Source organism: Enterococcus sp. DIV0840, from assembly GCF_050527835.1.
Taxonomy (GTDB): Bacteria; Bacillota; Bacilli; order Lactobacillales; family Enterococcaceae; genus Enterococcus_L; species Enterococcus_L ureasiticus.
This window is the reverse complement of the sequence record NZ_CP172876.1, coordinates 1,085,890-1,098,887: the sequence shown is the minus strand read 5'-3', so window position 1 is coordinate 1,098,887 and position 12,998 is coordinate 1,085,890. Positions and strand designations below refer to the sequence as shown.

Below are 12,998 nucleotides of genomic sequence, written 5' to 3'. Positions count from 1 at the left end.
ATCTAATTTAAGATATGTTTTTTATAATAACAATATAGCTCATCAATGGAATTACTCATCAAAATATCGATAGCCGCTTCTACCTGTTCTTTCGTCCAATCGAACCATCGTAGTTCTAAAAGCATCTTAATTTCGTTATCTGAGAATCTTTTTTTAATCACTCTCGCTGGATTTCCACCAACAATCGTATATGGCGGAACATCTTTTATGACCATCGAGCCTGCTGCGATCACAGCGCCTTCACCTATAGTAACTCCTGGCATAATCATCGCATTCATCCCAATCCAAGCATCACTTTTGATGACCGTATCACCTTTTGGTTCATAGGATTTTTCCACATGGCTAGCGAAAGGATAAACAGTGATCCAATCCGGATGATGATTGTGATTGCCTCCCATTAAAATTGTCGCACCAGCTGCAATGCAAACATAATTTCCAATAATCAATTTATCTAGATGCCAACCCATATCTTTTGCCGGATCAAAGGCTGCTCTTGTTAATGGATCTCCCCATAAATAACGAACACAGCCATCCTCAAAATTCTGATTGCCATAGTACCCAGAATAATAAGAAAAATCACCGACCTCTATCAATGGATTTGTCACTAACTCTTTTAAATATAAAGTATCTGACCATTTTTCAAATTTATTATTGTTCTTCATTTTTCTTCCTCGCTTCTAAGTTAGATTATGTTTTTGACTTAGAAGCTTACTACCACTGAAACATTTTTTAATAGTCTTAAACGACGACTCATATTTATCACTCCAATAATGTTGTTGATTATACTTTTTTGCGGCTTTAAAGTCAAATGATAAAAAAGCCGTTCTTATTTAATAGAAACGGCTTCTCATCAATTATTTAAAATTACTCTTACATCAAACTCTTCAATTCAACTTCCGGATATTTATCCGCAAACCAGCGCATAGCAAATTGATTTTCAAATAAGAACAACGGCTGATCAAAACGATCTCTTGCCAAGATATTTCGACTCGAACTCATTCGTTCATCTAAATCGTCAGGATCGATCCAACGAGCGATTTTCGAGCCCATTGGTGTCATGATCACTTCAGCATTATACTCATTGAGCATACGATGTTGGAACACTTCAAACTGCAATTGTCCTACTGCACCAAGGATATATTCTTCTGTTAAATACGTCTTATACAGCTGAATAGCACCCTCTTGAACGAGTTGATTAATCCCTTTATGGAATGATTTTTGTTTCATCACATTTTTGGCACTAACTTTCATAAATAGCTCTGGTGTAAATGAAGGTAATTCTTCGTACTGAACTTTTAATTTCCCTTCAAATAATGTATCACCAATTTGATAATTACCAGTATCATAAATCCCAATAATGTCTCCAGCCACAGCTTCTTCGACGTTTTCTCTAGCATCAGCCATGAATTGTGTCACATTGCTTAACTTGATTTTCTTGCCAGTTCTACCAAGAGTAACATCCATTCCACGTTCAAAAGTACCTGAACAGATACGAACAAAGGCAATACGATCTCGATGAGCAGGATTCATATTCGCTTGGATTTTAAAGACAAACCCAGAAAACTCTTCTTCATAAGGACTAACTTCTTGTCCTTCTTCTGTCTTATGACTATATGGTGATGGAGCGAATTGTAAAAAGGTTTCTAACATCGTTTGTACACCAAAATTTGTTAATGCTGAACCAAAGAAAACTGGCGTTTGATCCCCATGAGCAATTTTCTCCGTGTCAAACTCGTCACCTGCTTCAACCAACAATTCAACTTCTTCTAATACCTGTTTGTAAACACTATCCTTGTGCAATGGTAAATCACTTGGAATATCACCATCCACTAATGGAATAAACCGTTCGCCATTATTATTTTCAGGTCGATAGACTTCTACACGCTTGTTGTAGATATCATACAACCCTTCCAAACCTTTTCCCATACCGATCGGCCAGTTCATTGGATAAGATTCTATATCTAGGACTTCTTCTAATTCTTCAAGTAACTCCAAAGGCTCGCGACCATCTCTATCTAATTTATTGATAAAGGTAAAAATCGGGATTCCACGTTTCTTGACAACTTGGAATAATTTCTTTGTTTGGGCTTCGATCCCTTTAGCACTATCGATCACCATGACAGCACTATCAACTGCCATCAATGTTCGGTACGTATCTTCTGAGAAGTCTTCGTGTCCAGGTGTGTCTAGAATGTTTACACGTTTTCCATCATAGTCAAACTGCATCACCGAACTGGTTACAGAGATTCCTCTTTGTTTTTCGATTTCCATCCAGTCAGATTTTGCAAAGTTTCCTGTTTTCTTCCCTTTAACAGTTCCAGCTTGGCGGATTGCTCCTCCAAATAATAAAAGCTGCTCTGTAATTGTTGTTTTACCAGCATCCGGATGGGAAATAATGGCAAATGTGCGGCGGCTATCTACTTGTTCTTTTAAATGTGGATTATTCATTCGTTACTCCAATCTATCATTTTATTCTTGAAAAGGACTTCATTTACTTTTTATGGTTTATTTAAAGGATATCTACATCGGAAAATTCTCCCTACTCTTTATTCTTCAACTAGTGTAGTATATCATGGAATTACCCTAGTTTTCAAAGTCTTTAACTAAGTTTCAAAAAAAATCGAAGAGACCAAAACAAAACTCAATGAATTTTGTCTTGATCTCTATTATTTGGGGAAGAAATTGATCATGATTATTAATTTGGTAAAAATTGTTTTATACTTAACTAACATAAGTATAAAGTCAGCTACTAAAATGTGCAAACAGCTCAAAACGTTGACTAAGATATTTTATTTTCATGTTTTCACGTTATTTATAATTCCAATTTGACTTATAAATCAGCCATTTTTTTTTCATCCAGTTATTAAATCAGAGTTTTTTTATAAATTATTCAAATTAGGTCCATACTTTTTACTTTATTGACAAATTTACTTTAAAGGAGGAAAAAAATGCTAGAAGCAATGATGTTAGAAGACACCGCCAAACGCAAATTAGCCCTATTTAGATTATTGACTAAATTTTCGAATAAACAGCATAGTATCAATTTTTTTGAAAGCAGACTTGATTATTCTTATAGCCGGGTCGTTTATCTTCTGGAGTTGATTCAACAAGATCTTACTAAAATGACCGGAAAAAAGACAGAGATACTGCAAATAAATGGGGTTCATTATAAACAAAATATTTCATATGATACCTATTATCAGTTTCTAATAACTCAAAGTGTTCCCTATCAATTATTAATTTCGATCCTCTTTTATCCAAATGATAACCTAGCAAAATTTTGTAAAAAAAAATATCATAGCAAAACAACTGTTGTCCGAAAGTCTAAGTTATTAAGTAACTACTTTAAACAATTCAACATCAAAATGAATACCTCTCAATTAAGTCTTGATGGTGATGAGCGGGTCATTCGAATAACCTTGTACACATTGATTTGGCTAGCTTCTCGGGGAACTCACCTACCAAAAATAAAGAGCAATTCAATTGATTATAAAGAAATCACCCAAATAATCAGCCCCTATTTCCCTGACAGCTACAGCTATTCTGCCAATAAACAAATCACTTTGATATTGGATATTGTTTATCTAAGAGTAAGATCTGGTAATGTGCTGACAGAAAAAACAGCTATCGATCCTTATATTCCAACAAGTAAAACCCATGCAGAAACTTTCTTTGGAGACTTAATTAAAGAGACAAAAATATTGGAAACAGAAGCTCAGTTCGCTGCATACTTATTGATTGCAACACCAAACTTTTTCAGAAATAATGATCATCGCCTGACCTTGTTGAACACTTACTTAGATAATCAAACCAATTCAGCAACCAAGCTATTAGAAGACTTTTGTACTTTATTTAGTGAAGAAATTATACCTAGCGACTTTTCTTGGGAAGATGAACCCATTTTATTTGGAAATGTGGCAAATATTATTTTCTCAACAACGATCATTGAAAAAAACTTTCCAACCTTATTTCATTTGATTGATCATTCTCTTTACGTAAAAAATGAGTATTACTATCACTTGCTTACACATTTCAAAGCATTCTTTCAAAAATTTTCTAAAAGAAAGAATTTTGGCTGGCTTAAAGCTAATATCACTCAACTATCAGATACACTAGCAGCCTTATTAGTTCCACTTTATGGTTCATTCCAAACCGAAAATATTGTTCGTATCGCTTTAATAGCAGAGTCTAATTACTTACTCGTTCAACCTTTGACACAGTTTATTGAAGAATTGCCTTTTGTTCAATTAGTTGCCTATAAAGACGGCGAATTCTCTTCCTTTGATTTTATTGTAGCCACATCATCTTATTTAATACCGGAAGAATGCCAACTCCCCTCTTTTGTTTTTCGATTTTCGGCAGACAACGATCAACAATATATCGGTCTCTATCAAGCTATTAAAACCATCCATAATAAAAAAGAGATTAATCAATTTAAATAAAAAAAAGGAACTGAAGCAGCTTAATTCAGCTACTTCAGTTCCTTCTTTTTTATCTTCTTGGCTCGTCGTCTTCCATTTCTTTACGGAAAAAACGACGGTATTCTTCTGGTTCTTCATCTACGATTTCTTCATCATGGAACACAACTTTTAATGCTAAAACTCTTGTTCCTTCCATTTCTTCAGAAGTCAGTGTGATATTGCCAACATCAAATGACAATTTTTCACCTTCATCAGGAATCGTGCCTAATGCGGTGATCAAATACCCTGCCATTGTATCAACATCGCTCATGTGCAAATCTGTTCCGAATACTTCGTTGAATTCATCGATCAGCATTCTTCCTTGCACTAAATATTCATGCTCGTTAATCTTAGCATATAAGTTTTCTACTTCATCGGTCTCATCATCGATTTCTCCAACGATTTCTTCTAATAAATCTTCTAACGTAGCCAAACCAACGACACCGCCATATTCATCTAATAAAATGGCCATTTGGTTTTGTGTTCGTTTTAATTCATATAGTAGATCATCAATGAAAATCGTTTCTGGAACAAATAGTGGTTCTTGTATGATATTTTTTAATTGAATTTTTTCAAAGCCTAATTTATGGGCTGCTTTTAATAAGTTTTTAGTATGAAGAACACCAACGATTTTATCTTTATCTTCGTTATAAACTGGTATTCTTGAATAGTTTTCTGATAAAACAGCATTAATATTATCTTGGATGTCGTCTTCAATATCGATCATAAAAGCATCTGTTCGTGGAACCATTACTTCACGAGCGACTTTTGTATCTAAAGAAAAGACACCTTGAAGCATTTCTAATTCATCATTATCTAGAACACCTTCTGATTCCAACATATAACGCATTTCGTCACGCGTCATTTTTGAATCAGCATCATCAAATTTCATTGGTGTAATCTTTGAAAGTAAGTCTGTTGAAGCTGATAACAACCACACAAATGGTTTGGCAATCACTCCTATGATACGCACAAATCCAGAAGTTGCTTGAGCGACCTCTTCTGATTTATTCATTGCGATTCGTTTTGGATACAATTCACCAAAAACAATAGAAACATAGGTCAACATAGCTAAAATAATAATACTAGCAATACTTTTTGCAGCAGCTCCGCCACCAAGTACAGGTGCTAATCTTGCTGATAAAGTATCCGCTAAGGAAGCCCCAGACAAGATGTTAACTAAAGTGATACCAACTTGGATTGTTGATAAAAAGCTCGTAGGATCTTGTAAAATCTTTAATAGCTTCTTAGCTTTCGCGTCTCCTTCTTCTGCTTTTTGTTCGACACGATTCTTATTTACCGAAACAACTGCTATCTCCGCTGCAGCAAGAAACGCATTGATCAATGTTAATACGATCAATAATAAAATTTGCGCTATAAGCGACTGACTCTCGGGGTCAGCATTCATAATGTGCACTCTCTCCTCTTAAAATTATTCGAAAAACGCTGTATTTTGTTTTCCAATTTCATTTAGTAACAAACTGTTTACTAATCAATTTGATAAAAAACGTGACCACAATAAGTAGTCACGTTAAAATCCTATCACAAACAGCAATTAATTTCAATAATCGATGTCATTTTTCTTTCATCGATATTTCATTTCCTTCACCAGTCAATACGATTTTTTCACTTCTGCTTTCCCGAATCATTCCCATGACATGAATAACGATAGTTTTAACAATCGCATAAAACGGAACACCTAAGAAGATTCCCAATAGTCCTGCGATATTTCCTGCGACCAGCAAAACAATGATAATTGTCAATGGATGTATTTGTAATGACTTTCCGATTACATTTGGGTAAATAATATTGCCATCGATTTGTTGAACGACTAAAACAACGACACAACATAATAAAGCTTTTATCGGTTCATCAAAAACAGTTACAAAAACGGCTGGAGCAAGACCCAGATATGGACCAAGATAAGGAATCAAATTTGTGAAACCTGCAATGACACCGAATAAAAAGGCATAACGGACGCCGATCAACGAATAACCAATCGCTGTAAAGGTCCCGACGAATAAACATTCAATTGCTTGTCCACTTATATAATTTGCCAACGTCTTGTTGATTTTACTCAACAATTCAGCAATACTTTCCTGACGCTTTTCTGGCAAAAAGCGCTCGATTGATGGAACCAATCGATCTCCATCTTTTAACATGTAAAATAAGATAAATGGTGCTGTAAAGACAACAATCGTAGTCGACGCTACAGTCGATACTACTGAACCTAAGCTATTAGATAAGCCACTTAAAAACTGCTGAATGATCGTTCCATAAGAAATATCCAACTTCTCTATATAACTTGTTAAATCGACCTCTTTAAATAAAGGTAACTCGGCCATTCTATAGACCCACGCTTCCACGTTACTGAAAACTGTCGGCATATTTGAAGCCAAACTAGCAAGCTGAGACGCTAACTTAGGGATAACGCTGACTAAAATCAAAACAATAGCTACTACTAATATCAACAAAACAAGAAGAACTGCTAAAGGCCGTTTCATTTTGATTTTCATTAGTAAATTGACGATTGGATTTAAGATATAATACAAAAATCCTGCTACCAAAACCGGTGCAAACAAGGTTGAGAAAAATGTACCAATTGGCGCAAATAGAAAATTGATTTTACTAGAGACAAAAATCAAAGTTGCGATAACTAGCAATTCTGCTGACCAAAAAAATAATTTTGACTGTCTTAATTTTTCAAACAAAGATTCTCCTCCTTAAATTAAAAGCTGAACAGGCTCGTTTAATCTTGATAGAAAATCATATATTATCTTTTTTCAGATAATCGAAAGACTAACCTGTGAAGCTAAAAAACTACATTACCATTATTATAAATTTATGGTCTTTGTTAATAGATTTTAGCATAACCTTTACTAAATAGTATAGCAATAATTATTTCATATATACTGCTGTACTATTCTGTGGTTTCTCCTATTCTAATCTAATAGTTACTTTTAAAAAAATATAGAACTTATTAACCAAAAAACGACTTAATAATAAAACAAACTTCCCCTTTAAAAATCAATAAACGTTTACAAAACGGCTACATAATGATATTATTTCCCCAAATAAAAAAAGGAGTTTTTATGATGTCTAAAAAAAATAATACTTACTTTATGTTTATTATAACATTTCTATTTATAACTAGTAACTCTATGGTTTTTGCTGAGGATGTTTCAACTGAAATTTCTGAAAACACTGGTAGTTCTTTAACGACCGAAAGTACAATCGAACATATTGATAACTCGTCTAGCACTAAAGAAACAATTGAGTCTAGTCAAAATGTTATAAACGAATCCACACAATCACTCCCCACTGATGACGCTGTAACTGAATTAAGAACCCAATTTGAAATGGATTCTAGAAATGAAGTCATGTCATTTGAAGAATACAAAACATTTATCGAAACAATCAATAGCTTAGCTACTTCTCAATCAGCAGTACCAGCAGCTCGTTCAATAAAAGCAGGAACTCAAAGAGACCAAATTGTAGCCGAAGCAAAAAAGCATATAGGTAAGCCTTATACACAAAAACATCCTGATCGTTTGGGACCAAATAAATTTGACTGCTCTGGTCTGACTCGCTATGTATTTTTGCAAGTAACTGGAAAAAATATTGGTGATTGGACTGTTCCACAAGAAAAATCAGGAACGAAAGTAAGCATTTCTAAATCAAACATTTCCCAATTAGAACCTGGAGATCTACTTTTCTGGGGAAACTCAGGTGCTACTTATCATGTTGCAATTTATATTGGTAATGGACAATATATACATGCTCCAAATTATGACCAAAATGTAGAGGTCTCTCCTATTTGGTGGACAGAATTTCCTCCTAGTTTTGCACTAAAAATGAACTTTACAGATTCTAAACCACAAGGAAATCCTATTAATGATGGTAGCTATGTCACGATTACCCAGAAAGGATACAGCATTTTTAGTTCATTCGACTGGTCTCAAAAAAATACTTCAGATAAATTACTTAATAACACTTACCAGGCTAAATTAAGATATAATCACTCGAATGGCGCCACGTATTACTCTTTATATGACAGTAACGGAAACTGGCAAGGTTATATAAATTCTAAGGCTGTAAAAAAAGGAAATGGCAAACAAGGTGTTTGGTTAAAGAATGATGATTTTGTTACCGTTACAAGTAAGGATGCTATTATTTGGGAAGATATTAATGATTTCTCCTCTAAGAAAGGCTCTTCTGCTAATCTTTATCAAAAAACTTATCACGCACAAGGTCGCTACAACCACTTTTCTGGTGAAGTCTACTATTCTTTATTTAACGACAAAGGTATCTGGCAAGGTTACATCAATAAGAAAAGTGTAGAAAAAGGACCAGGCAAACAAGGAATATGGATCCGCAATGATGAATTTGTCACTATTACAAGCAAAGATGCTATTATTTGGGAAGATATCAATGATTTCTCCTCTAAGAAAGGCTCTTCTGCTAATCTTTATCAAAAAACTTATCACGCACAGGGACGTTATAACCACTTTTCTGGTGAAGTCTACTATTCTTTATTTAACAACAAAGGTATCTGGCAAGGTTACATCAATAAGAAAAGTGTAGAAAAAGGACCAGGCGAACAAGGAATATGGATGCGCAATGATGAATTTGTCACTATTACAAACAAAGATGCTATTATTTGGGAAAATATCAATGATTTCTCCTCTAAGAAAGGCTCTTCTGCTAATCTTTATCAAAAAACTTATCACGCACAAGGTCGCTACAACCACTTTTCTGGTGAAGTCTACTATTCTTTATTTAACGACAAAGGTATCTGGCAAGGTTACATCAATAAGAAAAGTGTAGAAAAAGGACCAGGCGAACAAGGAATATGGATCCGTAACGACGAACACGTAACAATTACAAAAAAAGATTATACTATTTGGGCTGATATTAATGATTTTTCTTCAAAAAAAGGTACGACGAATAGCATTTACAAAAAAACTTATCATGCACAAGGTCGTTACAATCATTTTTCAGGTGAAATTTATTATTCTTTATATGATAGTAATAAAAAATGGATAGGTTATATTAACAAAACAGGTGTATCTGTTAATAAATAATCTTACGTTTATTGCTCGCACACTAAATAATATAATTAGTTACAAGTTATATTATTTAGTGTGACTTTTTTATACAATTACCTAGTAATACAGAGATTAAAAAAATAATTATAACAGAGGTGCCAAATGAAAATCGTCCACACTAGAGATACTATGAGTGATATTTACTTAGATGCTGTTAAAATCCGCCGTCAGGTTTTCATGCTGGAACAAGGTGTTCCTGGTGAAATTGAGATTGATAAATATGAAGCTGCTTGTATTCATTTTGTTTTATACGGTGATGAAAACGAAGCAATTTCAACTTGCCGCTTATTACCGCTTGAAGATGGTCTAATTAAATTACAGCGGATGGCTGTGCAAAAAGAATATAGAGGTAAAGATTATGGTCGGTTGATCGTAGAAAGTGCAGAGCAATTTTCTAAAGAACAAGGGTATAGAGCCATGACTTTAGGCGCTCAAATCACAGCTCTTGGTTTTTATGAGAGAATGGGTTATATCAAAGAAGGCGAAATGTTCTTAGATGCAAATATCGAGCATTATCAAATGAATAAACCACTTTAAGTGAGAAAAGAACTGTCCGCCAACTTGATCAAGTTAGCGGACAGTTCTTTTTTTCACTTAACATCTTACATTGGCTATTTTTTCGATAGCTCTTGGTAACGTTGATACCAGATATCTACATAGGCTTCGGAGAATGGGCCTTTTTCATTATTAATCCAATCTACTAACGTCTTAACATTTTCTTTTAGAATAAAATCGATATCTTCTGGATAATCCATAATCTTACTGTGAAATTCATATTCATCTACATCCAATAAACGTTTTTCACCATCAGGAAAAACTTTGATATCCAGATCATAATCAATATACTTCAATGCTTCATCATCTAAAAGATACGGTGACGCCAAATTGCAGTAATAAGAAACCCCCTTTTCTCTAATCATCGCTATTATGTTGAACCAGTATTTTTTATGGAAATAAACTATAGCTGGTTCGCGAGTAACCCAACGTCGCCCATCAGACTCTGTTACCAAAGTATGATCGTTTACGCCAATCAAAGAATACTCGCTCGTTTTTAATACCATAGTATCTCGCCATGTTCGATGCAAATGCCCATCGTGTTTGTAACTTTGGATCGTTACAAATTCACCTTCTTTTGGAATTGCCATAGTCCCCCAACTTTCCCTAGTACGAAAAATCGCTTCTAACTTTTCGTTTGGGTGTTCATTACACCGATATCAACATAATTATATCATAATTTTCAACTTTGCATACTAAGGAGTTTGGTTTTGACTATTCAAAATAAAATAAATGAGAATTCCCGTTATTTTTAGAGATATTTGACTAGTTTTTACGGTTCTTTTTCAAATTACTGATGTTTTTTACGATCTTTCTCAAAAAGCTCTACCATTTTTTGTTGAGGCTTTGGAAAAACTAAATTTGAATAATCCGCTTTTTGTACCCAGCGCTGATTTTTAGCCAACTGTGATAAGCCTGTCTGGCGTCCGTAAAACACAAGAATATGCCATTTTAAATGACTGAAAATATGAGTTACTTCACCTAATGTTCGCTTTTGCCAAACAACTTCCGGATACTCTTCAAAAATTTCTGTTGTATCTTCTGCCACCTTATTTTGCTCTTCAAAATCGAATGACATTTGCTGATCTTCTTTAGCCCAATTCTTTTGTAAAAAATCGAAGCGTTCTTTTGTTATCTCAGTAATCGGAAACAGCCACATATTCGCTAATAAACCTGTTGAATCACGCTGGCCTAATAAAAATTCCTGTTTTTTATTTTCGATGATTCCACCGATATAGTAGACATCTTTTGGTTTCATTTTTTTGGATTTAACTGGAAAATTTGTCATTGTATTATTCTTATAACTTAAACAATAAGACTGGATCGGGCATTCCTCACACTTTGGTGAGGTGGGTGTACAAATCGAAGAGCCTAGATCCATCATCGCTTGATTGAAGTCACCAGGACGATTTTGATCAATGATTTTATACATTGCTTCTTCAAAAACCTTACGACTGCTAGGTTTGGCAATATCATCACTGATTTCAAACAAACGACTTACAACACGCATAACGTTGCCATCGATTGCAGGCTCTGGGATTTGAAACGCAATACTCCCGATTGCACCTGCCGTATAAGGTCCGATTCCCTTTAATTGGCGAATTTCTTCGATTGTTTCTGGCATCTGGCCATTAAATTCTGCCATGATCTGCTGAGCTGCAACTTTTAAATTTCTTGCTCTGGAGTAATACCCTAAACCTTCCCAAGCTTTTAATAATCGATCATCTGGAGCTTCAGCTAAATCCTTGATCGTCGGAAACCACTCCATAAAACGATAATAATAATCGATCACCGTATCAACACGGGTTTGCTGCAGCATGATTTCTGAGATCCAAATACGATATGGATCTAGATTGACTCGCCAAGGTAAATTTCGTTTTTCTTTTTCATACCAAGCTATAAATTCTTCTTGAAATGACTGAAGCTCTTCCGTACTCCAAGTCTCCCAATATTTTTCATTCTTCATTTTCTAATTCCTTTTCATCAAAATATTGCTGAATCAAATCTGAGTCAAAGCGTTTCTGGAAAAGTCCTTGTTTGACTTTCATTAGGCGTTTATAGGAATCTAATTTACGATGCTTTTCCCATAATTTATCGCCTTCTTTTCTGATCACATCTAATTCTTGGTCTTCATCTTTTTCAAAAGATAGCTCTTCTAAAGCCAAATCGATCACTTCACGATTAAACCCTTTTTGCATCAAATGCATTTGGACTTTTTGGAGCGCATCTTTGAAACTCTTTGTCCGGTAACGTCTCATGGCCTTTTCAGCCGTTGCTTTTGCTACTTCTACTTGTTCATCCATAGTATAAAAAGTTAACCCATGTTGAATGTCTTCGTCATTCAAGCCTTTTCGTTTTAGTTGTTGTTCAATCATTTTGGGTCCTTTATCACTTGTTCGCATCAAGGTACGGACATAACTTTCACTAAATATTTTATCGTCTAAAAGGTTCATTTCTTCTAAGCGGATCACTATGCTTTTGCGATCTTCTGGTAAAATTTCCTTTTCTTTCAAATAATCTAAAATTTCTTTTTTCGAACGTAACTGATAGCTCAAATAATTTAAGGACATTTGCAAGCCCACATCATAAGAACCAGCTTTTTTTATTTTTTCGACCATTTCATCTGATAATTCTTGTCCTTTTAACAACCGTTGTCGGACTAAAGTATCTTCAGATACACGTAATTTTTCTCCTGAAGACAGCCAGATAAGATAAAACTGACCTTTGTCTTTTGTAATTTTCGTGATTGTTTCCATCTTTCTCCGCCTTTCTAGTGAGAACATATATTCTACTATAACATATATTTGACAGAAGCTAAACTAGGCAAATTGTGCTAAAATAAGAACTATCGATATATTTGATTAATAGATCTACG

At 34.4% G+C, this 12,998-nt stretch carries 10 protein-coding genes; 3 read left to right on the top strand and 7 right to left on the bottom strand.

All coding sequences use genetic code 11. The annotated features are described in order from the left end of the window. Positions 1-2: 2 nt before the first annotated feature. Positions 3-662, bottom strand: a complete 660-nt coding sequence (locus IGL98_RS05200; protein WP_206843668.1) for a CatB-related O-acetyltransferase — start codon at positions 660-662, stop codon at positions 3-5. A gap of 208 nt (positions 663-870) precedes the next feature. After that, positions 871-2,448, bottom strand: a complete 1,578-nt coding sequence (locus IGL98_RS05195; protein WP_206911428.1) for a peptide chain release factor 3 — start codon at positions 2,446-2,448, stop codon at positions 871-873. A gap of 500 nt (positions 2,449-2,948) precedes the next feature. Between IGL98_RS05195 and IGL98_RS05190 the strand changes: the two genes are divergently transcribed. Then, entirely contained in the window at positions 2,949-4,442 is a 1,494-nt protein-coding gene (locus IGL98_RS05190; RefSeq protein WP_206911427.1) for a helix-turn-helix domain-containing protein, read from the top strand. Between the two features lie 49 nt (positions 4,443-4,491). Here IGL98_RS05190 and IGL98_RS05185 read toward each other — a convergent pair whose 3' ends face one another. Together IGL98_RS05185 and IGL98_RS05180 are read right to left on the bottom strand one after the other, a co-directional pair. Then, on the bottom strand, positions 4,492-5,868 hold the full coding sequence (locus IGL98_RS05185; protein WP_206843673.1) for a hemolysin family protein: 1,377 nt from the start codon (positions 5,866-5,868) through the stop codon (positions 4,492-4,494). Between the two features lie 166 nt (positions 5,869-6,034). Beyond that, on the bottom strand, positions 6,035-7,171 hold the full coding sequence (locus tag IGL98_RS05180; RefSeq protein WP_206911426.1) for an AI-2E family transporter: 1,137 nt from the start codon (positions 7,169-7,171) through the stop codon (positions 6,035-6,037). 384 nt (positions 7,172-7,555) lie between these two features. Here IGL98_RS05180 and IGL98_RS05175 point away from each other — a divergent pair, with 384 nt between their 5' ends. After that, entirely contained in the window at positions 7,556-9,544 is a 1,989-nt protein-coding gene (locus IGL98_RS05175; RefSeq protein ID WP_242590047.1) for a C40 family peptidase, read from the top strand. Between the two features lie 126 nt (positions 9,545-9,670). Next, entirely contained in the window at positions 9,671-10,105 is a 435-nt protein-coding gene (locus IGL98_RS05170) for a GNAT family N-acetyltransferase (protein WP_206911425.1), read from the top strand. Between the two features lie 74 nt (positions 10,106-10,179). Here IGL98_RS05170 and bph read toward each other — a convergent pair whose 3' ends face one another. From bph to recX, 3 genes are all read right to left on the bottom strand, one after another. After that, a complete protein-coding gene (gene bph, locus IGL98_RS05165; protein WP_010773241.1) occupies positions 10,180-10,713 on the bottom strand; it encodes a biofilm phosphatase Bph in 534 nt (177 codons plus the stop codon). Between the two features lie 200 nt (positions 10,714-10,913). Next, complete coding sequence (mutY, locus tag IGL98_RS05160) at positions 10,914-12,089, bottom strand: A/G-specific adenine glycosylase (RefSeq protein WP_206911424.1); 1,176 nt, start codon at positions 12,087-12,089, stop codon at positions 10,914-10,916. After that, positions 12,079-12,879 (bottom strand): recombination regulator RecX, encoded by an 801-nt coding sequence (gene recX / locus IGL98_RS05155; RefSeq protein ID WP_069645391.1) that lies wholly within the window; start codon positions 12,877-12,879, stop codon positions 12,079-12,081. The genes mutY and recX overlap by 11 nt, the downstream gene beginning before the upstream one ends. Positions 12,880-12,998: the final 119 nt, after the last annotated feature.

Excerpts from the sequence above, each read along its gene's own strand:
- IGL98_RS05200 (WP_206843668.1), bottom strand. The coding sequence starts at position 662 with ATGAAGAACAATAATAAATTTGAAAAATGGTCAGATACTTTATATTTA.
- IGL98_RS05195 (WP_206911428.1), bottom strand. The coding sequence starts at position 2,448 with ATGAATAATCCACATTTAAAAGAACAAGTAGATAGCCGCCGCACATTT.
- IGL98_RS05190 (WP_206911427.1), top strand. The coding sequence starts at position 2,949 with ATGCTAGAAGCAATGATGTTAGAAGACACCGCCAAACGCAAATTAGCC.
- IGL98_RS05185 (WP_206843673.1), bottom strand. The coding sequence starts at position 5,868 with ATGAATGCTGACCCCGAGAGTCAGTCGCTTATAGCGCAAATTTTATTA.
- IGL98_RS05175 (WP_242590047.1), top strand. The coding sequence starts at position 7,556 with ATGTCTAAAAAAAATAATACTTACTTTATGTTTATTATAACATTTCTA.
- IGL98_RS05170 (WP_206911425.1), top strand. The coding sequence starts at position 9,671 with ATGAAAATCGTCCACACTAGAGATACTATGAGTGATATTTACTTAGAT.
- bph (WP_010773241.1), bottom strand. The coding sequence starts at position 10,713 with ATGGCAATTCCAAAAGAAGGTGAATTTGTAACGATCCAAAGTTACAAA.
- mutY (WP_206911424.1), bottom strand. The coding sequence starts at position 12,089 with ATGAAGAATGAAAAATATTGGGAGACTTGGAGTACGGAAGAGCTTCAG.
- recX (WP_069645391.1), bottom strand. The coding sequence starts at position 12,879 with ATGGAAACAATCACGAAAATTACAAAAGACAAAGGTCAGTTTTATCTT.